The sequence below is a fragment of the Synechococcus sp. WH 8109 genome, from assembly GCF_000161795.2.
GTDB lineage: Bacteria > Cyanobacteriota > Cyanobacteriia > PCC-6307 > Cyanobiaceae > Parasynechococcus.
This window is the reverse complement of record NZ_CP006882.1, coordinates 1,539,604-1,563,335: the sequence shown is the minus strand read 5'-3', so window position 1 is coordinate 1,563,335 and position 23,732 is coordinate 1,539,604. Positions and strand designations below refer to the sequence as shown.

The following is a 23,732-nucleotide window of genomic DNA, read 5'->3' as shown; positions in this document are numbered from 1 at the left end:
TCAGCCGGTTGTTAAGGGCTTTTTCAGAGTCTCACCGGACTCTTCGTCAGCAAACGCTTGCTCAAATCGCATCCACAGCCCCTCGGGGTCTTCCAGACCGACGGACACCCGGAGCAGATCAGCCGGCACACCGCATTGCTCTGCCCAGCTCAGTTCGTCGTAGTGGGCCAGCAGGGTGTAAGGGCACACCAGGCTGAAATCGGTGCCAAGGCTGGGGCCTTTGCTGATCCGAAGCGCGTCGTAAACCCGCTTGGAATGCTCTTGGCCTCCCTTCAGTTCAAAGGAGAGCAGGCAGCCGTGGCCTGCTCCGCTGCGCATCAAGGCGCGGAAGTTGGGGCAGTTCTTCGGATGCAGCACCCGCTGCACGGCCGGATGCTCTTCGAGTCGTTCTGCCAGAAGCAGGGCGTTCGCATCGAGTTGCGGCACCCGCTGGAGCACATCCCGGCTGGCGATCTCCAGGGCGATGGCATCGGCATCGCTGAGCGGGGCGATGGCTGGAACCGCCGCCAGCAGGGAGGCCGCCCAGGGCGATCGCGGGCTCACCAGCACACTGCCCGCCATCACATCACCTCGGCCAGCGAAGCTTTTGGTGAGTGATGTGAAGATCAGATCGGCGTAGGGCAGGGCATTGAGGTTGATGCCGGTGCCGATCGTGTCATCGCCAATCACTGGAATGCCGCGGCTGCGGGCCAGGGCCGACACGCCCGGCAGATCCATGCAGCGCAGCAGCGGATTGCTGGGCAGCTCCACAATCACGGCCGCCGGCTGGAACTGATCAAGGGCCGCTTCCACCTCGGCGAGGCTCTGCGGTTGCAACAGCTCGCCACCGTGAAATACCACCTGCGGCTGCTTCAGCACATCCACATAGGGGAAGCCCAGCTGCAGCGTGGGTTTCCCCGGCCGCAGCTTCTGGATGGCACTCAGTGCCGCATACAGGCCGGCCATTCCCGCTGGATGCAGGCTGATCTGCTGGATGTCGACGCCATGGATGCCAGCCAAGCGCTTTCGAATGGCACGGCGGGCCGCTTCGCCGGATGTGCTGCTGGGGGCCTTCTCCTTCCCTAGGGCGATGGCGGCCTGGCGGGAGGACAGGCCCAGGCCGGTGTGCTGCCAGAACGCCTTGGCATGGGGGCTTGCCGCTGCGTCACTGCGCAGGCAGGTCCCCCCAGTAATGCCGATCAGCTCTGAGCGGCTCTTTGGTGCTTTGCGTTGGCAGTGGGCCAGGGCCGCCTGGGCTGCCGCTTCGGTGGGGTAGGGCCAGACCGTGCTGCCTGCAAGCTCTGATGGCTGAACTAATGCTCGGATCAGCGGATGCAGGCCGAAGCGGGGATAGATCGTCTGCAAGGCATCGCGGCAGGCCGGATCCTTTTCCTCGTAGGCGATCACATCGCGCCAACGCGGCAGCGCCACAGACACCGCATGGGGGGAGTCCGGAAGGGGATGGCCGAGATCAGAGCCCTGCCAGGCCGGATCGCTGAGCAGATTGCGGGGACTCACGCCAGCAGCTCCAGGGCCTGGTCCAGATCGGACTGCAGATCGGCAAGGTCTTCGCAGCCCACCGAGAATCGCACCAGCCCGTCGTCAATGCCCAGCTTCGCCTTTACCTCGGCGGATACCGCCGCGTGGGTCATGGTGGCGGGGTGGCAGATCAGGCTTTCGATGCCTCCCAGGCTTTCGGCCATGGTGAACCAGCGCAGTTGTTTGCAGAGGGCATAGGTCTGCTCCTGGGTGGCGTTGAAGCTCACCGTCACGATGGCGCCACCGGCACGCATCTGGCGGGTTGCTACCTCATGCTGCGGGTGATCACTGCGGTGGGGATAACGCACCCAGTTCACCTTGGCGTGCCCCGCCAGCTGATCGGCCAGGGCTGCGGCATTGGCCATCTGCTGCTTGAGCCGCAGCGGGAGGGTCTTGATGCCCCGCGTGATCAGCCAGCAATCAAAGGGGGAGGGCTGCAGGCCTAGGGCCTTCTGGGAGAACACCATCTTCTGGTGCCACTCGGAATCGTTGGTGCACACGGCTCCACCGAGGGCATCGGAGTGGCCGTTGATGTATTTGGTCGTGCTGGTGAGTGAGAGGGTGGCGCCCAGCTCCAGAGGGCGCTGCACAAGGGCGGTGGCGAAGGTGTTGTCCACCACCACGGGGATGCCGAGGGGTTGGGTGATGGCGCAGACCGCTTCCAGGTCGATCACCTTGAGCAGGGGGTTGGTGGGGCTCTCTAGCCACACCATCGCCGGCTTCTGGGCTTGGATCTGCTCGAGTGCTGCCGGCTGGGTGAAGTCCACCCAAGCGGTTTTTAAGCCGAACTTCGCGAACACCTGCTCGAACAACCGCACGGTGCAGCCGTAGAGGTTCTCTTCGCAGAGCACTAGATCGCCCTGCTTCAGCTGGGAGACCACAGCGGTGATGGCGCTGACGCCGGAGGCGAAGACGGTGGCGTGGGCACAGCCTTCAACCGAGGCGAGCACCCCATCAAGGATGCGGAAGTTGGGGTTGCCGGAACGGGTGTAGTCGAACCCGCCGGCGTTGCCATGGGCAAAGGTGCTGGTGGGGAAGATCGGCGGCATCACCGTGCCGGTGTCTCCCGCAAAACTGTCGCCGTGGTGGATCACCCGGGTGTTCAGGCCTGTGTTCACGGACGATCCATCGATTCGGACAGGCTAAGAAATCGCCTCTCCCATCCAAATAAAAAACCCCCGCCGTGTGGCGAGGGTTGATGATGATCGTTGGGTTGAACCAGTGGATCAATCGAGGTCGGGCATGCCGAGCACAGGCTCAGCCTTCCGATCGATGCCTTTCTCGAAGCCAGCAGCAGCAGCGCGAGCGCGGCCGGCGTGCCAGAGGTGACCAACCAGGAAGAAGAAGGCGAGCACGAACTGAGTTGCACCCAGCCATTGGCGGAGGTTCACGTAGTTCACCGAGTTGGGCTCGGTGATGATGCCGCCCACGGAGTTGATCGAGGCGTTGGGAGCGTGGGTCATGTACTCAGCGGCACGGCGCACTTGCCAGGGCTGAATGTCGTTCTGCAGCTTGTCGAGGCTGAGACCGTTGGGGCCACGCAGGGGCTCCAGCCAGGGACCACGGAAGTCCCAGAAGCGCATGGTTTCACCGCCAAAGATGATTTCACCGGTAGGTGAGCGCATCAGGTACTTACCAAGGCCGGTGGGGCCCATGGCGGAACCGATGTTGGCTCCGAGGCGCTGGTCACGCACCAGGAAGGTGAAACTCTGAGCCTGGGATGCCTCAGCGTTGGTGGGGCCCCAGAACTCGGAGGGATAAGCGGTGTTGTTGAACCAGATGTAGGCCGAAGCGATAAAGCTCATAAAGCTCAGAGCGCCAAGGCTGTAGCTCAGGTAGGCCTCACCGTTCCAGATGAAGGCGCGACGCACCCAGCCGAAAGGCTTGGTGATGGCGTGCCAGATGCCACCGAAGATCAGGGTAAGACCAAGCCAGATGTGGCCACCGATTATGTCCTCCATGGAGTTCACACCGATGATCCAGCCCTCGCCACCGAAGGGAGCGCGGAACAGGTAGCCGAAGATAACGCCCGGATCGAGTGTCGGGTTGGTGATCATGCGGACGTCGCCGCCGCCGGGTGCCCAGGTGTCATAGACGCCGCCGAAGAACATGGCCTTGAAGACCAGAAGCAGGCAGCCGACGCCCAGAAGAATCAGGTGATAACCAATGATGTTGGTCATCTGGTTCTTGTCACGCCAGTCCTGGGAGAAGAAGGAGGAATAGTTCTCCAGAATCTCCGGACCACGCAGGGCGTGATAAAGGCCGCCGAGGCCAAGCACGGCGGAGCTGATCAAGTGCAGAACACCGACCACGAAGAAGGGGAAGAGATCAGTGACCTCACCGCCGGGGCCCACGCCGTAGCCAAGGGTGGCGACGTGGGGCATGCAGATGAAGCCCTGCTCATGCATTGGCTTATCGAAGGTGAAGTGGCTCACCTCGAACAGCATCATCGCGCCGGCCCAGAACACCATCAGACCAGCGTGGGCCACGTGGGCACCAAGCAGACGGCCGGACAGGTTGATGAGGCGGGCGTTGCCGGACCACCAGGCATACCCGGTGGAGGGAAGGTCTTTGCCGCCAGTGGCGCCAAGACCGGGATTAGAGAGCGTTACCACGGGGCAGAACCTCTTCAGGGAAGACGAAGTTTTCGTGCGGCTGGTCAGCCGGTGCCATCCAGGCACGCAGACCTTCATTCAGAAGGATGTTCTTGGTGTAGAAGGTCTCGAATTCGGGATCTTCTGCAGCGCGGATTTCCTGTGACACGAAGTCATAGGCGCGCAGGTTGAGGGCCAGGCCGATGATGCCGATGGAACTTGTCCACAGGCCCATCACAGGCACGAACAGCATGAAGAAGTGCAGCCAGCGCTTGTTGGAGAAGGCGATACCGAAGATCTGACTCCAGAAGCGGTTGGCGGTGACCATCGAATAGGTCTCTTCTTCCTGAGTGGGCTCGAACGCCTTGAAGGTGTTGGCCTGCTCACCGTCCTCAAACAGTGTGTTTTCCACGGTGGCGCCGTGAATGGCGCAGAGCAGTGCACCGCCGAGGATGCCGGCGACGCCCATCATGTGGAAGGGGTTCAGGGTCCAGTTGTGGAAGCCCTGGAGGAAGAGAAGGAAGCGGAAGATCGCAGCCACACCGAAGGAGGGCGCGAAGAACCAGCTGCTCTGGCCGAGGGGATACATCAGGAAGACACTGACGAACACCGCGATCGGACCGGAGAAGGCGATGGCGTTGTAAGGGCGGATGCCCACCAGACGAGCGATCTCGAACTGACGGAGCATGAAGCCGATCAGTGCGAAGGCGCCGTGCAGGGCCACGAAGGCCCAGAGGCCGCCGAGCTGGCACCAGCGAACGAAGTCACCTTGGGCTTCAGGGCCCCAGAGCAGCAGCAAGCTGTGACCCATCGCATCAGCGGGGGTGGACACAGCAGCGGTCAGGAAATTGCAACCTTCCAGGTACGAAGAGGCAATGCCGTGGGTGTACCAAGAGGTGACAAAGGTGGTGCCTGTCAGCCAGCCACCGATGGCCAGGTAGGCCGTTGGGAGGAGAAGGATGCCGGACCAGCCGACAAAAACGAAGCGGTCGCGCTTGAGCCAGTCATCGAGGACGTCAAACCATCCCCGCTGTGGCGCGCGTCCTACAGCGATCGTCATGAGAGGTGAACGGTGCGGAAAGCCGCAGGCTGTGGGATACGCCGCGACATTAACAATCTTCAAGCGACCTGCGGGGCTGATTTGTGTGAGCTGAAACCCCCTGTATCGCTCTGTTTCTTAGGGATTTTTTCCTATTTCGTCGTCGGGGCCTTTCTGCGGTCACAATGGCGCTTCGTTCTGGCTGGGTCATGTCCGCAGCAGTGCTCGAGCAACCTGTGCTCGGCTCCCGTCGTCTCTCGAATTTTCTGGTGGCCTCGGCCGTCACGATTGGGGGCGTGGGCTTCCTTCTGGCTTCGCTCTCGAGCTACCTCGGTCGCGACCTGGTTCCCATTGGGCACCCTGCAGCTCTGGTTTTCGTGCCCCAGGGACTGGTGATGGGCTTGTACAGCCTCGCTGCGGCGTTGCTGGCCACGTACCTCTGGTATGTGATCGCAGTGAATGTTGGTGGCGGCAGCAATCGCTTCGATAAAGATGCCGGCGTGGTGACCATCAGCCGCCGTGGTTTCCGCAAACCCGTTCTGGTGGAAATTCCGCTCAAAGACGTCAAGGCGGTGAAGGTGGAGGTGCGCGATGGCTTTAATGCGCGCCGCCGAGTCGCCCTGAGAATCCAGGGACGCCGTGACATGCCGCTCACCCGCGTTGGAGAACCGCTTCCTCTGGCGCAGTTGGAGAAGGACGGTGCTGAATTGGCCCGCTTCCTGGGCGTCAACCTTGAGGGCCTTTGATCCGATGCGTCGTCTTCGTTCCTGGGCGCTGCTGCTGCTCATCCCGTTGTTGGTGAGCTGCAGTCCTTCCCCGCGCGCATCGGTGGTGACTGGTTGTGCCGATGCTCAGGCGGCCTGCCTGCAGGGCTTGGCCACCGTCACTATGCAGACGAGCCAGGGCGAGTTCACGATTGAGGTGAACGGCGATGCCGCTCCCCTCACCTCCGGCAATTTCCTTGATCTGGTGCGGCGTGGCACCTACGACGGAACCATGTTTCACCGCGTTGTTCGCGAGCCTGTTCCCTTTGTGGTGCAGGGGGGTGATCCGCAATCCAGTGATCGATCGGTTCCCCTAGGGCAGCTCGGTACTGGCAGTTTTGTAGATCCCGACAACGGCCAGGCGCGGATGATTCCGCTTGAGATCAAGTTCCGATCCGAGCCGCAGCCCCGCTACAGCAGGGTCAGCACCAATCCGGCGGAACTTGATGGCCTGGAGTTGACCCATGAGCGTGGTGCGATTGCCATGGCCCGCTCCCAGGCTCCTGACTCAGCCAGTGCCCAGTTCTACGTAGCCTTGCGTCCCTTGTCGGAACTCGACGGTCGTTACGCCGTCTTCGGCCGTGTTGTGGATGGCATGGAGGTGGTGGATGCGATCCAGCAAGGAGATCGCATCACCAAGGCTGCGTTAAAAGAGTGAACTCAGGCTGGCACCCGGCTATGGCTGGGGGACACCTTGAGCATTTCCGTATTTACTCCTGAGGCCCGCTCGAGGGCGACCTTGCCGGTGCGGGCGATTTCGAGAATGCCGAAGGGGGCCATCAATCGTTCAAGGGCCACCAGCTTTCCTGGATCCCCCACCACTTCCAAGGTGAGGGCTTCATCTGCCACGTCCACAACCTTGGCTCTGAACACCTGAACGAGTTCGATCACGGCGCCCCGGGATGCTGCCGGAGCTGAAACTTTGAGCAGCATCAGCTCCCGTTCCACGGCCGGGCGTTGGGTCAGGTCGAGGACCTGAAGCACATTCACCAGCTTGTCCAGCTGTTTGGTCATCTGCTGGAGCGTCTGCTCATCGCCCTCCACCACCATGGTCAGGCGCGATTGACCTTCGGCCTCTGCTGGGCCGACAGCCAGGCTGTCGATGTTGAAGCCGCGTCGGGCGAAGAGTCCTGCGATCCGGCTGAGTGCGCCGGATTCGTCTTCAACCACCACCGAAAGGGTGTGTTTCATCGCCGCTGGTCGTCCCCTGCCGGTCTGGTCACCCCAAGTTACGGTCCAGCCAGGGCAACAACACAGCCAGGAAGCGATCAGGCGCTTCGTCATGGGGGCAGTGGCCGCAGCGATCCAGCACCTTCAGCTCGAGTTCTGAGTGGTTGGCGGCCACGGATGCCCCGATGGCGAGAGGCACAAATCGATCCTGGCGGCCCCAGATCAGCAGCATGGGCACCCGCAGTTGTGCGAGCAGGGCTGGGGCGGTGGCGCCTCGGGGACGGTTGGCCATGCCCAGGCTCATGCCCCGCAGGGCCTGAGCTGCAGTGGGGCGCCGGGCAGGACGGGCGATCAGCTGCAGCAGCTCCGGGTCGGATTGGATCGACTGCCAGTAGGCCCCCTGAAGCCCGGCTTTGAGCAAGCCTGTGCGCGCGATCAAGGGCACCACGAGCTCAAGCGGAAGCACGTGCAGAACCAGGGCGAGCAGGCGCCGCTGCCAACGCCGCCGCCAGGGCGCCCGCCGTTTCGGCAACGGTTGAATCAGGGCAGGGTCCGGCAGTGGCGCGGCGACCACCGCCCTCACCCGGTTCGGCGCCAGCACCGCCGCGGTGAGTGCGGTCAGGCCCCCCAGGGAATTACCGATCACCACCGCTGGCCCTTGCACCACCTGATCGAGGAATGCGCACACCTGCAGGGCCCAGAGCCGGTTGTCCATCGGCCGCGCCGGCTGGGCGGATTGGCCGAAACCCAGCAGATCCAGGCTGTAGACCCGCCAGCCCTGTTCAGCCAGGCGCGGCGCGCAGTGGCGCCAGTGTCCGCTGGCGGCGCCGAAACCGTGTAACAGCACCAGGGCAGGGCCTGCTTCAGGACCGCTGACCCGCCAGTGGCAGGGCCAGCCCCTCCACTGCCAGGTGCTCTGGACCCCCCACTCGGCAGTCTGGACAGCAGCAGGCGGCACCCTTCTGACCTCAACCGATCATCACTATCGCGAAGGTTTGGCTGAGCTCAGCCTTGGCCCGGGCTTTTTCAGGCCTGAGTCGCGTCCGGCCCGGGACCTTTCGGTGTTGCTGGCCCGTCATCAGAGCCTCCATGCCACGCGGTCCTTGCGCTGGCTGGATGTGATGGCCGGTTGCGGGATCAGGGCCCTGCGTTGGGGGTTGGAGGCGCTGGCCAACCCGGCCGTTGAAACGGAGCTCTGGATAAACGATGGGGATCCTGACCGGCTGCCGCTGATCCAGGCCAATGTGCATGGGGTGGGGTGTTCAACCCGGCTCACGGCTGAGGCTGCAGACCTGCTGCTGCATCGCTCGATTGTTGAGCGCCACTGGTTCGATTTCATAGACCTTGATGCCTTTGGTGCTCCTGGGCCTCTGATTCAGCCGGCCCTTCAGGCCCTTCGCTTCGACGGCCTGTTGTTTCTGGCCTCTACGGATGGTCGCTCCCCCACCGGCCATGACCGGCCGGGCGCCATTCGCAGCCTCGGGGCTGCCGCTCGCGCCCATCCTTCCAGCTGGGAAATGGCCCTGCGGCAGCAGATCGGGCTGGTGGCGCGGCAGGCCTGGATGCTGGGCCGCGGACTGCAGCCGCTGTTCAGCTTCAGTGAAGGCCGCACCTTTCGCCTCGCGCTGTGCATGCGGCGCCAGATCCCCGCGGGCGATGAACAGAAGCTGGGGCTGGTGGCCCGTTGCGAGCGCTGTGGTGCTCAACGGGTGCAGTCCCTGCTCAAGCTCAGCGGCTGGCCCGCATGTGATTGCGCGGCTGGTCTGGGGCGCTGGAGCATCAGCGGCCCGCTGTGGATTGGTCCCTTGCAGGATCCGCCGCTACTGCAGCAGCTGATTGCTGAGGCTCAACAGCTGGGGCGTCAGCAGATCAGCCCCGCCACCATTCGATTAATGCAGCGCCTGCAGGCGGATCCCGGCGATTGCCCCACGGTCTGGCCCACCGATGAGCTGGCCCGACGGCTGGGCATCGGCGGACCACCAGCTCTGGGGCCATTGGTGCAGGCGCTCCAGGCGGCGGGTTGTCGCGCCAGTGCCAGTGGCGTCATGCCGGGCCAGGTGCGAACTGATGCGGAATTACCGCAGCTGTTACAGATCTGCGCCAGCCTGCGGGGGGAAGGGATTTAAATGGGCGGGTGATCGCTTTGCCCAGACCATGGCTGCTGAGATTTTTGGAACTGCTGCGATCTTCTGGGTCTTGATTCCCGTCGGCCTCGCTGGTGGTGCTCTGCTGCTGAAACTGCAGGGCGACGACTGAAGCAGTCGCTTTGCTACCGGGGCCATTAAGCTCCACCCTTCGTGAGGAAGGCGCCGATGCAAGTGCTTGTGGTGGGTGGCACCGGCACCCTGGGACGACAGGTCGCCCGTCGTGCTCTTGATGCCGGCCACCAAGTGCGCTGCATGGTGCGGACCCCCCGGAAGGCTGCCTTTCTGCAGGAATGGGGTTGTGAGCTGACCCGGGGTGACCTGTTGGAGCCCGACAGCCTCGATTACGCCCTTGAGGGCATGGATGCCGTGATCGATGCATCCACCAGTCGCCCCAACGACCCTCGCAGCATCTACGAAACGGATTGGGAAGGAAAGCTCAATCTACTTCGTGCCTGTGAGCGAGCAGGGGTGAAGCGTTTTGTCTTTCTCTCGCTGCTGGGTGCGCATCAGCACCGCGAGGTTCCTTTGATGGACATCAAGGCCTGCACAGAGAAGCTGCTTGAGTCGTCGGATTTTGACTACACGATCCTGCAAGGTGCCGCCTTCATGCAGGGAGTGATCAGTCAGTTCGCCATCCCTGTTCTGGAGAGCCAGACGGTGTGGGTCAGTGGCAGCCCCACGGCCATTGCCTACATGAACACCCAGGACATGGCCCGCTTCGCCGTCGCGGCACTCGAGCGGGAGGAAACCGTGCGTGGCACCTACCCAGTTGTTGGTCCCAAGGCCTGGAACACCGGCGAACTGGTGCAGCTCTGTGAACGCTGCAGTGGCAAGACAGCCCGTGTGTTTCGGGTGCAGCCCGTCCTGATGAACCTGATGCAGGGGGTGGCGTCCTTCTTTGAACCCGCCGTCAACGTGGCGGAGCGCTTGGCCTTTGCTGAGGTCACCGGCAGCGGTCAGACCCTGGATGCCCCCATGCAGAACAGCTACGCCGCCTTCGGTCTTGAGGCCTCGGAGACCACGGACATGGAGGGCTACATCGGTGAGTACTACGACACGATCCTGAAGCGCCTGCGCGAGATGGAAGCCGATCTCGACAAGGACGCGAAGAAAAAGCTGCCCTTCTGAGCCTTGATCTCTCTTGGTTCTTTTGTACTATCGCCTCAATTGATCCTGTTCTGATGGCTGTCGCTCAGCTCAAAAATCTGCAGCGGCGTCTGCAGTTGTTGTCGGATGAGGCGGAACAAGGCCTCAACCGCGTCTGCGGCCATGAGCTGTGGAAGTCGGTGGGCCCCGATGCAGTGGATGGTGTGGCCGACCCCGACCGACGGGCCGAGGCCAACTACTGGTATGGCCAGTGGAATGTGGTGCGTGAGCTGCAGGAGGCGATCGGCTGATGGCGGAATCGTGTTGTTCGTCTCCAGTGCCCCAGTCGCTGGATCAAACCCAGGCGGTGGAAGCCCGCTACGGGGCTGCTGCCCAAGAGCAGGAAGCCTGCCTGTGCACCCCGGTCGGCTTCGACCCTGCCCTGCTCAAGGTGATTCCTGAGGCTGTCGTTGAGCGTGATTACGGCTGCGGTGATCCCACCCGCTGGGTGAAGCGGGGGGACCGGGTGCTCGACCTGGGCAGCGGCAGCGGCAAAAACGCCTTCATCTGCAGCCAAATTGTCGGGGCATCCGGCCACGTCACCGGTGTGGACCGCAACGCCGACATGCTGGCCTTGTCGCGTGAAGCGATCCCGGTTGTTGCTTCAGCTGTGGGCTTCGACAACGTCCGTTTTGTTGATGGAGCCATCGAAGCCCTGGATGCCCCCACCGCCACGGGTGAACCCCTGATCGCTGACGGTTCGATCGATGTGGTGCTGAGCAACTGTGTGCTCAACCTGGTGAATCCGTCGGCACGCGACAGGCTCCTGGCCAACATTCACCGGGTGCTGGCCCCCGGTGGTCGCGTTGCCATCAGCGACATCGTTTGCGATCAGGTGGTGCCCCTGTATTTGCAGCAGGACCCTGATCTCTGGAGCGGCTGCATCAGCGGCGCCTGGCAGGAGCAGGCCTTCCTGGAGGCATTCGAAGCTCTTGGCTTTGAGCAGGTTCGCTACGCCGATCGCAGTGAGCAGCCCTGGCGTGTGGTGGAGGGCATTGAATTCCGGGCGGTCACCCTCGTCGGGGTCCTCCCCGCCGAGGGCCAGGGCTCGAGCTGCTGCTCATCAGGCGGTTGAGCCGTTCCTGTTCAGCTGCCGTCACCGCACGCCAAGTGCCGGGTTGTAGGCCCGTAAGGTCCAGCGGTGGACCGTTGTCCATCAGATCGATGCAGCAGCGCACCAGACGCAGCGTCGGCAGGCCAACAGCCGCCGTCATCCGGCGCACTTGCCGGTTGCGCCCCTCGGTGAGGGATAGCTGCAACCAACTGGTGGGGATTGCAGCGCGATAACGAATCGGAGGTGTTCGTTCGGGCAACTGCGGCTGGTCGTGGCCCTGAAGCAAGCACGCCTTTGCCGACAAGGTGCGGCGCCCCTGAACCACAACGCCATCGCAGAGCTGTTGCAGTTGATTGTTGTTGGGAGTGCCTTCCACCTGCGCCCAGTAGCTGCGCCAGTGGCCAAAGCGAGGGTCAGTGAGGCGCTGTTGTAGACGGCCGTTGCTGGTGAGGATCAGCAGCCCCTCGCTGTCGGCATCGAGTCGACCCGCGGCGTACACATGGGGCACATCAACAAAGTCGCTCAGGCAACGCCAGCGGCTTCCCTCCTCCGGTGTGAATTGACTCAAAACCCCGAAGGGCTTGTTCAGCAGCAGCGTCGTCAAGTCAGCTTGCGTTTTCGCGCATCCTCCACAGGTTGACCACGCCAATGGAGATCAGCAGCAGGCCGAGATCCAGGCTCAACGGGGGGAGAATCACGGCAGGGGGATGTGTGTCGGCGTTGGAGCCTAAGGGCTGTGTTGTCTCTGCGGGGTGCAAGTGGCCTTCTAAACTGACTGCAGCAAGACAGAACTGGCCACCAGCGCATGATCGAAACCTCGGGCGTGATCGAGAAGGAACAGGGCAACGGGTTCTATCTGGTCACCCTCGAGCAGCCTGCTGGTCACCAATGCCTCTGCAGAGCGGCTGGAAAGCTCACCAAGTTCCGGATCAAATTGCTCGCGGGTGACAAAGTGCTGGTGGAGATCAGTCCCTACGACCTCACCCGCGGCCGCATCACCTACCGCGAGCGCAATGCCGGTGCTCCCGGCGGTCGTCCCGGCGGCAACCGCCCCGGCGGCCCGCGCCGTCGTTGAGGGCTGTTGCCCTCAGGCCGCAGCCTGAAGGCAACCTTCAATCGCAGCTTTGAATTCACTGCGCTGTTTCACGCCGCGCCATTGCTTCACCATGGCTTTGTTGTGGAACAGCTGCACCGTGGGTGTGCCGTTCACACCAGCCTGCTCGGCGATCTCTTGATCGGCCTCGATGTCGATGACAACGGCCTGGGCTGATCCATCAAGCTCTTGAATCACCCGCTGCAGCTGGGGCTTCAGCACGTGGCAAGGGCCGCAGGTGGGTGAGGTGTAAATCACCAGCAGAGGCTTGGCGCTGTCGTGATAGAGCTTGCGCAGGGCAAAGCTTCCTTTCTGCCAAAGTCCCTGGGGGTCGTAGGTGGCTTCCGTGGTGACATCCACATTCACAGGACGTTCTGCCACTGCCGGCTCCACCTGCTCACGCTGCACCCGGGTGGCCAGGTTGTGGTGACTCAGCCAGCGCTCTGCTGCCAAGGCCGCCTTGCAGCCGCTGCCAGCTGCGGTGATGCCCTGTCTCCATTCGGCATCGGCCACATCACCGGCTGCGAAGACGCCTTCCATGGACGTTTCCGGTCGTCCCGCTTCCGTTGTCAGGTAACCCTTTTCGTTCAGATCGATTTGCCCCTGAAGCAGATCGGTGTTGGGGGTGTGGCCGATGGCATAGAAGAGACCTTTAACGGCGATGGTGGATGAACTGCCCTCGATGCGATTGCGCAGGGTCATCGACTGCATCCAGTCGTCCCCGCTCACGTCTTCGATCTCGCTGTTCCAATGCACCGTGATTGAGTCGTTGGCCAACACCCGATCAGCCATGGCGGCACTGGCGCGGAGTTTGTCGGAGCGCACCACCAGATGCACGTGGCTTCCGTACTTGGTGAGGTACACGGCTTCCTCGCAGGCGGAGTCGCCGCCGCCCACCACGGCGAGTTCCTCATTGCGGAACTGCGGTGTGGCGCCGTCACAGATCGCGCAGGCGCTGATGCCTTTGCTCCAGAAGGTTTGCTCCGAGGGCAGTTGGAGGCGGTTGGCACTGGCGCCCGTGGCAATCACCAGGGCGTGGGTGCGGATGGTCTGTCCTTCCACCTCAACCCGATAAGGCTTGGAGCTCAGATCAATGTTGTCGGCATCCGCTTCAAGCAAGTGGGTGCCCCAACGCACCGCCTGGGACTTCATCAGGTCCATCAGGTCGGGCCCGAGCACACCATCCGGGAAGCCCGGAAAATTCTCCACATGGGTGGTGGTCATCAGCTGGCCACCGGGAATGCCACCGCGTTGGAACCCAGTAATCAGCAGCGGTTGCAGGTTGGCCCGTGCTGCGTAGATGGCTGCTGTGTACCCGGCTGGCCCTGACCCAACGATGACCAGGTTTTCGATGTGATCTGTACCGGCTTGACCCACCGCTTAAGCGAACTGACTATGAGTTAAATCTAAAGCCCTGCTGCAAGCCGACGTGAGCAAAGACTTGGAAGTGAATGAACGAGGTTTAGAAGAATTTAAGAAAATATTCAGATTTGAACTTCTGAGTCGTTGGAGCTGGGGTCGTGAATCGGGCGCCGTTTGCTCGGGTTGCGCGGAGCTGCCAAAACATTGGCCTCAAGCATCTCTACGTTTTCGCCAATGCATGTGATCCATTCGCAGAATTCTTGCGTTATCGCATAACTGTCCTCATAGCGCTCTTCCTTGTCCAGGACTGCGATGCGCGTTGATGCCCAGCCTGTTGCAACGACGATCCGACGTTCAATTGCGGCGTCCATGGCTGTCTCCTCGATGTTGATCAGGTTGGCGGATCGGGGGGCCCTTTCAGCCTTCCATTTGCACAAATTCGCATTTTCCTCTGGCCAATGCTGTGCTCAGCGCTGCAAAAAAGTGGGCAATTCGGGCGTTTTTAGACGAATTACAGCGCCGGCTCCGTCCTCCACCGCTTCCAGGGGAAGGCTCGGTCCGCGCCAGGCTCCAACCCCCGGCTGCTCGTCCTCGACTTCCTGCTCCTGAGGCCGCAGCACGTAGGGCTCGGCCACCGACCATGACCTGGCGTAGTTCATCAGCAGCGGGTCGGCCGGAGCAAACACGTAGGAGGCTTCTCTGGGAATGGCTTCACGGGCGGCCAGTTCGGGCGTCATCCGCACAGCCCGGGTGATGCCCTGTACAAAACGGCTTCGGGTCACCACGGTCGTCAGATAGGCCACCACCCGCAGACGTGGCGCATCAAAGCCCTCCGCGCACATGTCGATGCTCACCAGCCAATCGGCGTTACCGCTTTGGAAGGCGTTCAAGCGCTCCGTTGCCTGGGGGCTCTGGGAATGGATCAACTCCACCCGGTTGCCGTCGTCGATCAACACCCGGCTGATGGCTTCGGCGTGGCTGATGTCGCGGGCGATCACAAGACCAGCAGCCTGCTGCTGTCGCTCACGCAACTGATTCAGCTTCTGTTGGGCGCGCAGCAGAACCTGCTGGCCAATGCTGCTGCTGTCGGCCAGGCGGATGGCGCGACGCAGGTTGCGCGCGCGCCAGCTTTCCCGTTGCTCCGCCGAGAGGGGCGAAACGTCGCGGTCGGGTTGTCCTTCGCGGCTGTGTTCCACCCAGCCGTCCTGAAAGCGGAACTCCAGGGGGCGCACATCCCCTGCGGCGATCAAGTCCCTGGGTTCAACGCAAAGGTCCGGTCGGATCTGCTCAATCCAACCGCCGTCATCCAGACGCACCCGCATGCGCCGGGCGGCGCAGAACGCCAGGTTGTCGGCACGAAAGGGGGTGCCCGTGAGCCCCAGCCGCAGCCGCACGCTGCCGGTCAGCTCCAGAAAGGTCTGCCCCCAGGCGGTGGCATCCGGTTCGTCGGGATCAACGCCGAGATGATGGGCCTCATCGGCGATCGCCATGCAGGCGCTCAGGCCCCATTGCTCGAGCCGTGCCCCCAGAGCCTCGAGCTGGCGACCGGCCCCCTGATAGGTCACGAGCAATCCATCGGCGTCCTGGCTTTGCTCCGGCGGGCAGGGCCACTCCTCCAGCTGCAAGCCAAGACGCGCCGCGGCGGATTTCCACTGGTTGAGGATTGAGGTTCGGTGGCAGAAGACCACGAAATGTTCCAGCCGGCCCTGATCGCGCATGGCGCGGAATCCCAGCAACGCGCCGAGGGTTTTGCCTGCCCCTGGGCCTGCAAATACCAGCAGGTCGCGGCTGCTGCCCTCAAGCTCGAGCCTTCGTCGCAGAAGCTGAATTAGTTGTTGCTGCCACTGCCTTGGTTGAACCTGCCGGGTTTGGTCTTCGTTCGTGTCCTGACTGGTAGGGAGGTTGAAGCTGACGGCTGAGATATCACCTCTCGGGAAGATGAGTCTTTTTAACCATTCTTTTGTGCTGTGGCATCTCTACTGTCCGGCCATCAGCTCCATCGGGATCGGGTCCCGCCCATCGCCATGGCCCAACGTCGTTTTTTCAGCAGCCCTCTCGACCAGCAGCGCGACCAACTCGATCTCTGCTGGCAACTCGACTGCGACATCGATCCGTTAATTCTTAGGGCCCGCTTCCTGCACCGCCGCGGCGAGGTGAACTGGGCTGTGGGCCTCGAACAGGAAGTGCTGCCGATCGTTTGAGCCGGCAGCATGTCTTGGATAAGCGCCCCTGCTTCAGAGCGCTTCGGCGTGGTTCACCACCAGGTGCTCCACCTCCTTCAAGGCCTCCTCTGAGGCGGAGCGAGCCGCTGTGAAATCGCCCTTGGCGGTGTCCAGCAGCTGCTGAGCGAGCCGATCCAGCAGCTCCTCCTTGTGCTCCTCAAGCATCGCCACGATCTCTGTCTCCACCAAGGTGCGCACCGCTTGAATGCGGAGGTCGTCGTTGTCGGCTTCCGCGAAGGTGCCCTGCACGAGTTCCTGAATAAACAGGCGGTGCACTTCGCTGCTGCGCAGGAAGCTTTCTGTCGCGTTGATCATCCCGTCCACCAGGGTCCGATCGGGTTCGCTCTCTCCGTCGTGGAGCTTGAACTCCCAGTCGAGATGGCGTCGCTGCCAGCCGGCCGTGTGCAGGCTCGGCATCACGCTTTGCGAAAAGGTGTCGACGGAGATTTCATAAATCCGCTCCGCAAGTCGTTCACACCAGTCTTTGCCGTGCAATTGGAGAGTGGACTGCATGGTTTCCCGTTCAACGGCATGGCCACCGTGGTGGCTGTGGCAGACGCCGTCGGGACACTCGATTGCGCTGAGACCCATGGGAAGCACAGAGGGTGCACTCCACGTAGCAAGAACTACAGAAGCTCTGAGCGTTCTTCAGGAAGTTTCCTCGATCTTGAGAAGGCGACCTTCTACCCTGTGCCGGGTCGGTGGTTGTGTTCGCCTTGCCCAGACTTCTGATACCGGTGGAGTCGACGCCGGGAGAAACCCGTGTCGCGGCAACACCGGATACGGTCAAGAAATTTATTTCGTTGGGCTGCAGCGTCGTAGTCGAACGCGGAGCCGGTACCCCCTCCGGACACCTCGATGAGGCCTATGCCGAGCAGGGTGCGGAGCTCATTGAGTTGGGAGACACATCGGCCTGGAACCAGGCCGATGTTTTGCTCTGTGTTCAAGCACCGAGCGCAGCCACCCTGTCCCGTATGCGCCAAGGAGCGCTGGTGGTTGGCCTGCTCTCCCCCTATGCCAACGAAGAGCTGACGGCCGCCCTCAAGCGCAGCGGCCTTTCCGCCATGGCGCTCGAGCTTTTGCCCCGGATCAGCCGGGCGCAGTCTGCCGATGCGCTGTCCTCCCAGGCCAACATCGCTGGATACAAGTCGGTGCTGCTTGCCTCCGCCGCGCTGGACCGTTATTTCCCGATGCTGATGACGGCAGCGGGCACCGTTCAGCCGGCCAAGGTGGTCATTCTTGGAGCCGGTGTGGCCGGCCTTCAGGCCGTGGCCACAGCGCGCCGTCTGGGTGCAGTGGTGTACGTCAGTGACATCAGGCCTGCGGTGAAAGAACAGGTCGAATCCCTTGGAGCTCGTTTCATCGAGCCCCCAGAGATGGAGGAGAAGCCTGCGGAATCCGGTGGCTATGCCAAACAGGCTTCCGACGCCTTCCTCGCGGCCCAGCGTCAGCAGCTGTCGGATCAGCTGGCCGAGGCCGACGTGGCCATCTGCACCGCCCAGGTGCCGGGCCGTCGCGCTCCGCGTCTGATCAGCGCAGACATGCTCGATCGGATGCGCCCCGGCGCAGTGGTGGTGGATCTGGCTGTGGCCCAGGGCGGCAACTGTGCCGACACCGTTCCTGGCCAGACCGTGGATCGCAAGGGTGTGAAGCTGATCGGTGGTAACGACCTGCCCTGCAGCGTTCCCAACCACGCCAGTGCGCTCTACGCCCGCAACCTCGTGGCTCTGCTGGAGCCCGCCTTGAAAGACGGCGTCCTTAGCCTTGATCCCGAGGATGAATTGATCGCCGGCTGTCTGATAGCCCAGGACGGCAGCATCCGTCGTGGCGATGTCCTTACCCCAGGTGCCAACTGATGTTTGTTGAATTCCTCTGGGTTCTCCTGCTTGGCAGCCTGCTTGGGCTGGAGCTAATCGGCAAGGTTCCCCCCACCCTGCACACTCCCTTGATGAGTGGTGCCAATGCCATCTCGGGCATCACCGTGCTGGCAGCGCTCACCGCCATCATCAAGGCTGGGAATAACACCGTGGTGTTGCTCCTGGGTTCCGTTTCGCTGGGCTTTGCCCTGTTCAACGTGATCGGGGGCTTCCTCGTGACCGATCGGATGCTGGCCATGTTCAGCCGCAAGCCTGCTCGCAAGGAGAACCGCTGATGTCTGACCTTCTCAAATACGCGATCGAGCTGGTTGCGGTTCTGTTGCTAGCACTTGGCATCAAAGGTCTTTCCAAGGTGCGTTCTGCCCGGGGCGCCAATCAGTTGGCCGCTGTGGCCATGGGCCTTGCGGTGTTTGGTCTGTTGCTCAATTACCTCGGCACCAGCGGCATCAGCATCGCCGCCTGGACCTGGATCATTGCCGGAACGTTGGTGGGAGGTGTGCTCGGTGCCATCACCGCCCAACGGGTGCCGATGACCTCGATGCCGGAGACGGTTGCCCTCTTTAACGGCTGCGGTGGCATGTCGTCTCTGCTGGTTGCCTTGGCTGCGGCGCTTTACCCGGCGGTCCTTGATGCGGCAGGCCCCGTGGCCGTGGTGTCGATCGTTGTCTCCGTGTTCGTCGGTGCGATCACCTTCACCGGCTCGATCGTGGCCATGGCCAAGCTGCAGGGTTGGTTGTCCACGCCAGCCTGGATGCAGAGCAAGGCGCGCCATGCCGTGAACATCGCGCTTGCGGTGGCATCCCTGGTGGGTGCCGTTGAGATGCTGCGCAACGCTGATTCGAGCACGGGCCTCTGGCTGGTGGTGGTGGCCTCCGCTCTGCTGGGGATCGGGGTGACGCTGCCGATTGGCGGCGCCGACATGCCCGTGGTGATCTCCCTGCTGAACAGCTATTCCGGTGTGGCTGCGGCTGCTGCCGGTTTCGTGGTAGGCAGCCAGTTACTGATCGTGGCCGGCGCCATGGTTGGTGCTGCTGGTTTGATCCTCACCCAGGTGATGTGCAATGGCATGAACCGTTCCCTGGTGTCTGTGCTGTTTGGTGGCGCCCTGGGTGCCACGAGCGCTGCAAGCGGTGGCGGCGGTGAATACACCAACATCACCAGCTGCAGTGTTGAGGAATGCGCCCTCACCCTCGAGGCAGCTGAACGGGTGGTGATTGTTCCGGGCTATGGCTTGGCCGTGGCGCAGGCGCAACACACGCTCAGGGAAGTGACTCGGGTGCTGGAGAGTGCAGGCATAGATGTGGCCTACGCCATTCACCCGGTGGCCGGCCGTATGCCGGGTCACATGAATGTGCTTCTGGCTGAGGCGGATGTGCCCTACGAGCAGCTTCAGGAGATGGATCAGATCAATCCCGAGTTCCCTGCCACCGATGTGGTGTTGGTGCTGGGCGCCAATGATGTGGTCAATCCTCAGGCCAAGAGCGACCCCAATTCGCCGCTCTACGGCATGCCCGTTCTGGATGTGCAGGACGCCCGCACGGTGTTCGTGGTGAAACGGGGCATGAGCGCTGGTTACTCCGGCATCAAGAACGATCTGTTCGAGCTAGCCAACACCTCAATGCTGTTTGGTGATGCCAAGAAGGTGCTGGGCGATCTCCTGGTGGAATTGAAGGATCTGGGCCTGGGCAAGAAGTGATTGGGCGCGGCGTGGATAACCCCCAGCTGCGCGAGCGGCTGGGGGTTCCGTCGTTTGAGCAGCGCTGGCCCTGGATCGGTGGCGACCTGCAAACCCTGCGCGACACCCTGCGCGAGGTGGATCTTCCACATGATCAAGGGGTTCCGATAGAAATTCTCGTGCCAGCCCTGCCGAGTGGAGCGGCGGCTGCCGGGTCGTTGCTGGCCCTGCTCGATCAGCCGGAAGGGGACCCCAAGGGCTTGGTTTTGCTGCTCCATGGCCTGGGGGGATCCAGTTCCCGGGAAGGCCTGAGGAAAATGGGTGTGGCGCTCCAGACCGCTGGTTTTGCGGTGCTGCGCCTCAACCTGCGCGGTGCTGATCCGGGCCGCCACCTCGCGGGTGGCACCTATGCAGCGCGCTGCAACAGTGATCTGCTGCCGGTGATTGCGCGGGCCCGAAGTTTGGCGGCGGGTCGCCCACTGCTGGGGGCCGGCATCTCCCTGGGCGGCACGATGCTGATCAATGCCGCTCTGGCGTTCCCCGGCGTGCTTGATGGCCTCTTCTGTGCCAGCAGTCCCTTGGATCTGGCCGCCTGCAGCGCCTCGATCGAGCGACCGCGCAATCGGGTTTACCAACGCTGGCTGCTCAAGCGGTTGGTCCGTCAGACCTTGGCGGATCCCTTTGGGGTGAGCGCCGATGAGGAAGCCAAACTGCAGGCGATGCCCCCCCGTTCGATTCGTGAGTTCGACAGTGCCGTGACGGCTCCCCGCTGGGGGTTTGCGGATGTGGAGGCCTACTACCGCGAGGCTTCACCCCTGCAGCATCTGGTGCCCGCCTGCAAAGCGATGCCGCCCACCTTGCTGCTGCAGGCCCTGGATGATCCTTGGGTTCCTGCTTGCTCTGCAATGGATCTCGCTGAGTCTCTGCCGCCGGAGGCTGCGATTCGCACGTTGTTCACGCCACGGGGAGGGCATAACGGCTTCCATGGCCGTGACGGCTGCTGGGGCGACCAGCTGGCGGCGGCATGGCTAAGGGACGTTGTTGCTGGCTAAGCCGCGATTCTTCTGGTTGCAGGCCTCTCGCTTCTCAGTAATAAAAGGCTTGATCGCTTGGGTTCTGATACACAGCACCACCACACCGTGTGGCAATCCTCCACAGCGCTTTGTGGATTGGTGTCGAGTCGTAGCGCACCAGCTCAGGAAACCTCTGCCTCAGCATTTGAGTTCCACGCCAGGCGTTGTAATGCGGAATCGATGAATTGACGTGATGGCACACGTGGGTTGAACCGATTCCATGGTGCAGCAGGTTGAGGATGGGCCCGTAGGGACGATCAACCGTTTGCAGGGCTCCTTTCGACCAAGTCCAGGTTTCGTTGGAGAAGTGAGGGATATCGGTGTTGGTGTGCTGCAACCAGGTGTAGGTCGTCAGCCACATGTTGATCACCAAGTAGGGCAAGCCGTAGACGCACAGCACACGAAGCAGGGAAAACTGCACTGAGGTGATGATCAACAGGACCACCATGGCGAGCAATCCCAGGTTGGATCGCAGCATCCACTTGCCGAATGAATGCGGGAAAAGGCGCCGTTTGCCGTTGAAATTACGCTTGCGGTTCCAAAAATGAGAGGTGGGAGAGTCGTAATCTTCACCGCCGGTGGCGCCCAGGAAGAGGTAAAGCTGCCAGCCAATCACGAGGTGATTGAACAGCGAAATGATCCCGAAGACGGTGGGATTCAACCTCTGCTTGAGCTGTTCGGTGGTTCGTCCCATCGGTGATGTTGCCCGCGGAGGAACATGGGTTTCTCCCTGTTCCAGGTGATTGCAGTGGGCGTGGTGCACCGCATGGCTGTGGGCCCAGCTGTAATACGGCACAAGCAAAATGCTGTGCAGCACAAACCCCACAACGCCTTCAATCCGGCGGTTGGGGTGGAAGGCGTGATGGCCGCATTCATGGGCGATCACCCAGCAGCCCATCGCGATTGTGCCGGTGATCACGCCGTAGAGGAGCCAGAGGGGGATGGCGGCTGCCGAGAGCGGAAGAAGGATTCCTAGGCCGACGGCCAGAAGCGAAAGACCTGCAGACATGGCCAGGCTCGCCCAGGACTTCGCTGGGCTCAGCTTGGAGAGCTCTGCTGGCAAGGCGCTGAGCAGCTCAGCCTTGCTCGGGTAGGAGATTGATTCAGCGCTGTCTTCAGGGGCTGGATTTGCGGGTCGGGTCGCTGTTGCAAATGCCAAATGGAAGCCTCAAGACAAGCGCTCATCAGTTGCGCTTAAGATTTTCAGCATAATTGCTCGGGCTGCGAGCTGTGGGGCATGGTGCTGTAGAGCCCATGGCAATTGTTCGGGTTTCGTTGTTTTGGAATTCCGGCTAAATTCCAAGCTCCTTTTGCTCGTAATTCCCTCTCTTGGGTGTGAATTGAGTCTTTCACTAATCCTCTCCTGAGTTTATTTGGGATGTAATCTTTTCTGAAGGTACACCAGTGTTTACCTCGAATGGTGTTCTTTTGAGAATCCATTCTTCAATGGGTTGTTGGCCGATGATGTGTTCATCAATGATTCTTTTGATGCGATCGGGCGAAACATTGGCGTACCAAATTCCTTCTGGCCAGACTAGAAGAATCGGCCCTCGTTCACACACCCTGAGGCAATCGGCTTTGCTGCGCAGAACAATTCCCTCCGGGCGTTCCGGGTTTTCGAGATTCAGTTCGCGAACAACGCTCTTCAGTTCATTCCAAGTTTGTGCCCCAAGCGCTGAATCGCAGCATTTGGCTTTGGTGGCGGTTGCGCAGAGAAGGAGGTGATGGCTGACCCGTTGCATGCCTAAGCGGCGAGCGCTCCCATGGGCAATCGAGTCACACCGCGTTTCACCTGTTCCCGCACGGCGGTTCGCGCCCACTGATCCACCCGCAGCACGTCGTCCAATTGGGGTTGGGCCATCAGATCGGGTTTATGACGCTCGCAGGCAGCCTCGATCACTGCGGGGATGTCGAGGAAGTGAATCTTCTCCTCGAGGAACTGCGCCACGGCTTCCTCGTTGGCAGCATTCATCACCGCAGGCATGGTGCCGCCGGCGCGCCCAGCGGCGTAGGCCAGCTCCATGCAGGGGTACTTGGCGGGATCGGGGGCCCGGAAGCTGAGCTGACCCACTTCCGTCAGATCCAGTCGCCGCCATGGTGTCTCCAGGCGTGAGGGCCAACTTAGGCAGTAGAGGATGGGCAGCTTCATGTCGGGCCAGCCCAGTTGGGCCAGCACGGAGGAATCCGCCAGTTCGATCATTGAATGGATGATGCTCTGGGGATGGATCACGATCTCGATGTGGTCGTAATCCAGGCCGAACAGGTAATGGGCTTCGATCACCTCTAGCCCCTTGTTCATCAAGGAGGCGGAATCCACGGTGATCTTGCGGCCCATGCTCCAGTTGGGATGACTGGTGGCATCGGCCACGGTGGCCTTCTCAAGGTCGGCGGCCGTCCAGTCGCGGAAGGCGCCGCCGGAGGCTGTGAGCTGAATCCGTCGCAGCCCCGGTGTGGGCACGCCGGTGGAGAGGCGTGCGTTTTCAGCCCAGGGGGTTCCCTGCAGGCACTGGAAAATAGCCGAGTGCTCCGAATCCGCCGGCAGCAGACGGCTTCCGCTCTTCTTCAGCTCCGGCAGCACCACGGGGCCGGCCGCAATCAGCGTTTCCTTGTTCGCCAGAGCCAGGTCTTTGCCGGCGCGGATCGCCGCCAGGGTCGGCAACAGACCGGCGCAACCAACAATGCCCGTCACCACCAGGTCGGCGCTGTCCCAGGCGGCAGCAACGTTGAGACCGTCAGCACCTCCCACCAGCTGGGGGGCATCCGTGCCTGTGATGCCTGCGTCCTTCAGACGCTCTTGCAGTTCGGGCAAGAGATCGGCATCGGCCAGGGCCACCACCTCAGGGCGATGCCTCTGAACTTGGTCAACCAAAAGCGTCAGGTTGCGGCCGGCAGTCAGGGCTACAACGCGGAACTGCTCCGGAAACTCCTCAGCGATCTGGAGGGTCTGGGTGCCGATCGAACCGGTAGATCCCAGCACGCTGATGGCTTTCATGCTGTT

General features: G+C 62.1%; 27 protein-coding genes. 13 read left to right on the top strand and 14 right to left on the bottom strand.

The annotated features are described in order from the left end of the window. The 4 genes from Syncc8109_RS08500 to psbD all read right to left on the bottom strand — a co-directional run bounded on the left by Syncc8109_RS08500 (position 1) and on the right by psbD (position 5,172). Positions 1 to 1,497 carry a PLP-dependent transferase gene (locus tag Syncc8109_RS08500; protein WP_006850682.1) on the bottom strand — a complete coding sequence of 499 codons (1,497 nt, stop codon included), beginning with the start codon at positions 1,495 to 1,497 and terminating at the stop codon, positions 1 to 3. Further along, positions 1,494 to 2,636 carry a PLP-dependent aspartate aminotransferase family protein gene (locus Syncc8109_RS08495; protein WP_006849967.1) on the bottom strand — a complete coding sequence of 381 codons (1,143 nt, stop codon included), beginning with the start codon at positions 2,634 to 2,636 and terminating at the stop codon, positions 1,494 to 1,496. The genes Syncc8109_RS08500 and Syncc8109_RS08495 overlap by 4 nt, the downstream gene beginning before the upstream one ends. A gap of 108 nt (positions 2,637 to 2,744) precedes the next feature. After that, positions 2,745 to 4,133: a photosystem II reaction center protein CP43 gene (psbC, locus tag Syncc8109_RS08490; protein ID WP_006852049.1), complete on the bottom strand. Its 1,389-nt coding sequence runs from the start codon at positions 4,131 to 4,133 to the stop codon at positions 2,745 to 2,747. Further along, the gene (gene psbD / locus Syncc8109_RS08485; protein WP_006851499.1) at positions 4,117 to 5,172 is read right to left on the bottom strand and encodes a photosystem II D2 protein (photosystem q(a) protein); all 1,056 of its coding nucleotides are present in this window, start codon (positions 5,170 to 5,172) and stop codon (positions 4,117 to 4,119) included. The genes psbC and psbD overlap by 17 nt, the downstream gene beginning before the upstream one ends. A 188-nt stretch (positions 5,173 to 5,360) precedes the next feature. On the opposite strand from psbD, the gene Syncc8109_RS08480 reads away from it, so the two are divergent. Further along, complete coding sequence (locus Syncc8109_RS08480; protein ID WP_025362460.1) at positions 5,361 to 5,897, top strand: photosystem I assembly protein Ycf4; 537 nt, start codon at positions 5,361 to 5,363, stop codon at positions 5,895 to 5,897. Positions 5,898 to 5,901: 4 nt separating this feature from the next. Further along, a complete protein-coding gene (locus tag Syncc8109_RS08475) occupies positions 5,902 to 6,573 on the top strand; it encodes a peptidylprolyl isomerase (RefSeq protein ID WP_025362459.1) in 672 nt (223 codons plus the stop codon). Positions 6,574 to 6,575: 2 nt separating this feature from the next. Here Syncc8109_RS08475 and ilvN read toward each other — a convergent pair whose 3' ends face one another. Together ilvN and Syncc8109_RS08465 are read right to left on the bottom strand one after the other, a co-directional pair. Then, positions 6,576 to 7,106 (bottom strand): acetolactate synthase small subunit, encoded by a 531-nt coding sequence (ilvN, locus tag Syncc8109_RS08470; RefSeq protein WP_006850494.1) that lies wholly within the window; start codon positions 7,104 to 7,106, stop codon positions 6,576 to 6,578. 28 nt (positions 7,107 to 7,134) lie between these two features. Beyond that, positions 7,135 to 8,043: an alpha/beta fold hydrolase gene (locus Syncc8109_RS08465; RefSeq protein WP_006851332.1), complete on the bottom strand. Its 909-nt coding sequence runs from the start codon at positions 8,041 to 8,043 to the stop codon at positions 7,135 to 7,137. Between the two features lie 37 nt (positions 8,044 to 8,080). On the opposite strand from Syncc8109_RS08465, the gene Syncc8109_RS08460 reads away from it, so the two are divergent. Genes Syncc8109_RS08460 through Syncc8109_RS08440 form a run of 5 tightly spaced genes read left to right on the top strand, consistent with a single transcriptional unit; the run spans position 8,081 to position 11,453 of the window. Continuing rightward, a complete protein-coding gene (locus Syncc8109_RS08460; protein WP_025362458.1) occupies positions 8,081 to 9,211 on the top strand; it encodes a N2,N2-dimethylguanosine tRNA methyltransferase in 1,131 nt (376 codons plus the stop codon). 28 nt (positions 9,212 to 9,239) lie between these two features. Beyond that, positions 9,240 to 9,341: a cytochrome b6-f complex subunit PetM gene (gene petM / locus Syncc8109_RS08455; RefSeq protein ID WP_011364936.1), complete on the top strand. Its 102-nt coding sequence runs from the start codon at positions 9,240 to 9,242 to the stop codon at positions 9,339 to 9,341. A 56-nt stretch (positions 9,342 to 9,397) separates the two neighbouring features. Continuing rightward, positions 9,398 to 10,360, top strand: coding sequence for an NAD(P)H-binding protein (locus Syncc8109_RS08450; protein WP_006851046.1), 963 nt, complete (start codon positions 9,398 to 9,400; stop codon positions 10,358 to 10,360). A gap of 53 nt (positions 10,361 to 10,413) precedes the next feature. Continuing rightward, positions 10,414 to 10,629, top strand: coding sequence for a hypothetical protein (locus Syncc8109_RS08445; RefSeq protein ID WP_006851288.1), 216 nt, complete (start codon positions 10,414 to 10,416; stop codon positions 10,627 to 10,629). Beyond that, a complete protein-coding gene (locus Syncc8109_RS08440) occupies positions 10,629 to 11,453 on the top strand; it encodes a methyltransferase domain-containing protein (protein WP_025362457.1) in 825 nt (274 codons plus the stop codon). The genes Syncc8109_RS08445 and Syncc8109_RS08440 overlap by 1 nt, the downstream gene beginning before the upstream one ends. On the opposite strand, the gene Syncc8109_RS08435 is transcribed toward Syncc8109_RS08440, so the two are convergent. Further along, a complete protein-coding gene (locus Syncc8109_RS08435) occupies positions 11,389 to 12,036 on the bottom strand; it encodes a pseudouridine synthase (protein WP_232202405.1) in 648 nt (215 codons plus the stop codon). The genes Syncc8109_RS08440 and Syncc8109_RS08435 overlap by 65 nt on opposite strands. 201 nt (positions 12,037 to 12,237) lie before the next feature. On the opposite strand from Syncc8109_RS08435, the gene infA reads away from it, so the two are divergent. Continuing rightward, on the top strand, positions 12,238 to 12,507 hold the full coding sequence (infA, locus tag Syncc8109_RS08430; protein ID WP_006041809.1) for a translation initiation factor IF-1: 270 nt from the start codon (positions 12,238 to 12,240) through the stop codon (positions 12,505 to 12,507). Positions 12,508 to 12,519: 12 nt separating this feature from the next. Here the strand turns inward: infA and trxB are convergent, their stop codons facing one another. From trxB to Syncc8109_RS08415, 3 genes are all read right to left on the bottom strand, one after another. After that, positions 12,520 to 13,902, bottom strand: a complete 1,383-nt coding sequence (gene trxB / locus Syncc8109_RS08425) for a thioredoxin-disulfide reductase (RefSeq protein WP_006851323.1) — start codon at positions 13,900 to 13,902, stop codon at positions 12,520 to 12,522. Between the two features lie 107 nt (positions 13,903 to 14,009). Then, positions 14,010 to 14,258, bottom strand: coding sequence for a hypothetical protein (locus Syncc8109_RS08420; RefSeq protein ID WP_025362455.1), 249 nt, complete (start codon positions 14,256 to 14,258; stop codon positions 14,010 to 14,012). A 96-nt stretch (positions 14,259 to 14,354) separates the two neighbouring features. Continuing rightward, positions 14,355 to 15,716 (bottom strand): DEAD/DEAH box helicase family protein, encoded by a 1,362-nt coding sequence (locus Syncc8109_RS08415; protein WP_045172787.1) that lies wholly within the window; start codon positions 15,714 to 15,716, stop codon positions 14,355 to 14,357. Between the two features lie 138 nt (positions 15,717 to 15,854). On the opposite strand from Syncc8109_RS08415, the gene Syncc8109_RS12390 reads away from it, so the two are divergent. After that, on the top strand, positions 15,855 to 16,088 hold the full coding sequence (locus Syncc8109_RS12390; protein ID WP_156915522.1) for a hypothetical protein: 234 nt from the start codon (positions 15,855 to 15,857) through the stop codon (positions 16,086 to 16,088). Between the two features lie 33 nt (positions 16,089 to 16,121). Here the strand turns inward: Syncc8109_RS12390 and Syncc8109_RS08410 are convergent, their stop codons facing one another. Continuing rightward, complete coding sequence (locus Syncc8109_RS08410) at positions 16,122 to 16,700, bottom strand: hypothetical protein (RefSeq protein WP_025362453.1); 579 nt, start codon at positions 16,698 to 16,700, stop codon at positions 16,122 to 16,124. 146 nt (positions 16,701 to 16,846) lie between these two features. Between Syncc8109_RS08410 and Syncc8109_RS08405 the strand changes: the two genes are divergently transcribed. Genes Syncc8109_RS08405 through Syncc8109_RS08390 form a run of 4 tightly spaced genes read left to right on the top strand, consistent with a single transcriptional unit; the run spans position 16,847 to position 20,713 of the window. Next, on the top strand, positions 16,847 to 17,965 hold the full coding sequence (locus tag Syncc8109_RS08405) for a Re/Si-specific NAD(P)(+) transhydrogenase subunit alpha (RefSeq protein WP_232202404.1): 1,119 nt from the start codon (positions 16,847 to 16,849) through the stop codon (positions 17,963 to 17,965). Further along, positions 17,965 to 18,261, top strand: a complete 297-nt coding sequence (locus tag Syncc8109_RS08400) for an NAD(P) transhydrogenase subunit alpha (protein WP_006849814.1) — start codon at positions 17,965 to 17,967, stop codon at positions 18,259 to 18,261. The genes Syncc8109_RS08405 and Syncc8109_RS08400 overlap by 1 nt, the downstream gene beginning before the upstream one ends. Next, the gene (locus tag Syncc8109_RS08395) at positions 18,261 to 19,682 is read left to right on the top strand and encodes an NAD(P)(+) transhydrogenase (Re/Si-specific) subunit beta (protein ID WP_006850384.1); all 1,422 of its coding nucleotides are present in this window, start codon (positions 18,261 to 18,263) and stop codon (positions 19,680 to 19,682) included. Before Syncc8109_RS08400 ends, Syncc8109_RS08395 begins: the two co-directional genes overlap by 1 nt. Positions 19,683 to 19,693: 11 nt before the next feature. Beyond that, positions 19,694 to 20,713: an alpha/beta fold hydrolase gene (locus tag Syncc8109_RS08390; RefSeq protein WP_006851015.1), complete on the top strand. Its 1,020-nt coding sequence runs from the start codon at positions 19,694 to 19,696 to the stop codon at positions 20,711 to 20,713. A 34-nt stretch (positions 20,714 to 20,747) separates the two neighbouring features. On the opposite strand, the gene Syncc8109_RS08385 is transcribed toward Syncc8109_RS08390, so the two are convergent. The 3 genes from Syncc8109_RS08385 to Syncc8109_RS08380 form a co-directional block, all read right to left on the bottom strand. Continuing rightward, positions 20,748 to 21,893 carry a fatty acid desaturase gene (locus tag Syncc8109_RS08385; protein ID WP_006851535.1) on the bottom strand — a complete coding sequence of 382 codons (1,146 nt, stop codon included), beginning with the start codon at positions 21,891 to 21,893 and terminating at the stop codon, positions 20,748 to 20,750. Positions 21,894 to 22,086: 193 nt separating this feature from the next. Next, entirely contained in the window at positions 22,087 to 22,476 is a 390-nt protein-coding gene (locus tag Syncc8109_RS11860; RefSeq protein WP_006852070.1) for a ferredoxin, read from the bottom strand. A 2-nt stretch (positions 22,477 to 22,478) separates the two neighbouring features. Continuing rightward, entirely contained in the window at positions 22,479 to 23,726 is a 1,248-nt protein-coding gene (locus Syncc8109_RS08380) for a 1-deoxy-D-xylulose-5-phosphate reductoisomerase (RefSeq protein WP_006850176.1), read from the bottom strand. Positions 23,727 to 23,732: the final 6 nt, after the last annotated feature.

Coding starts and splice junctions, on each gene's coding strand:
- psbD (WP_006851499.1), bottom strand. CDS start 5,172: ATGACGATCGCTGTAGGACGCGCGCCACAGCGGGGATGGTTTGACGTC.
- Syncc8109_RS08480 (WP_025362460.1), top strand. CDS start 5,361: ATGTCCGCAGCAGTGCTCGAGCAACCTGTGCTCGGCTCCCGTCGTCTC.
- Syncc8109_RS08475 (WP_025362459.1), top strand. CDS start 5,902: ATGCGTCGTCTTCGTTCCTGGGCGCTGCTGCTGCTCATCCCGTTGTTG.
- ilvN (WP_006850494.1), bottom strand. CDS start 7,106: ATGAAACACACCCTTTCGGTGGTGGTTGAAGACGAATCCGGCGCACTC.
- petM (WP_011364936.1), top strand. CDS start 9,240: ATGGCTGCTGAGATTTTTGGAACTGCTGCGATCTTCTGGGTCTTGATT.
- Syncc8109_RS08450 (WP_006851046.1), top strand. CDS start 9,398: ATGCAAGTGCTTGTGGTGGGTGGCACCGGCACCCTGGGACGACAGGTC.
- Syncc8109_RS08445 (WP_006851288.1), top strand. CDS start 10,414: ATGGCTGTCGCTCAGCTCAAAAATCTGCAGCGGCGTCTGCAGTTGTTG.
- Syncc8109_RS08440 (WP_025362457.1), top strand. CDS start 10,629: ATGGCGGAATCGTGTTGTTCGTCTCCAGTGCCCCAGTCGCTGGATCAA.
- infA (WP_006041809.1), top strand. CDS start 12,238: ATGATCGAAACCTCGGGCGTGATCGAGAAGGAACAGGGCAACGGGTTC.
- Syncc8109_RS08420 (WP_025362455.1), bottom strand. CDS start 14,258: ATGGACGCCGCAATTGAACGTCGGATCGTCGTTGCAACAGGCTGGGCA.
- Syncc8109_RS08410 (WP_025362453.1), bottom strand. CDS start 16,700: ATGGGTCTCAGCGCAATCGAGTGTCCCGACGGCGTCTGCCACAGCCAC.
- Syncc8109_RS08400 (WP_006849814.1), top strand. CDS start 17,965: ATGTTTGTTGAATTCCTCTGGGTTCTCCTGCTTGGCAGCCTGCTTGGG.
- Syncc8109_RS08395 (WP_006850384.1), top strand. CDS start 18,261: ATGTCTGACCTTCTCAAATACGCGATCGAGCTGGTTGCGGTTCTGTTG.
- Syncc8109_RS11860 (WP_006852070.1), bottom strand. CDS start 22,476: ATGCAACGGGTCAGCCATCACCTCCTTCTCTGCGCAACCGCCACCAAA.
- Syncc8109_RS08380 (WP_006850176.1), bottom strand. CDS start 23,726: ATGAAAGCCATCAGCGTGCTGGGATCTACCGGTTCGATCGGCACCCAG.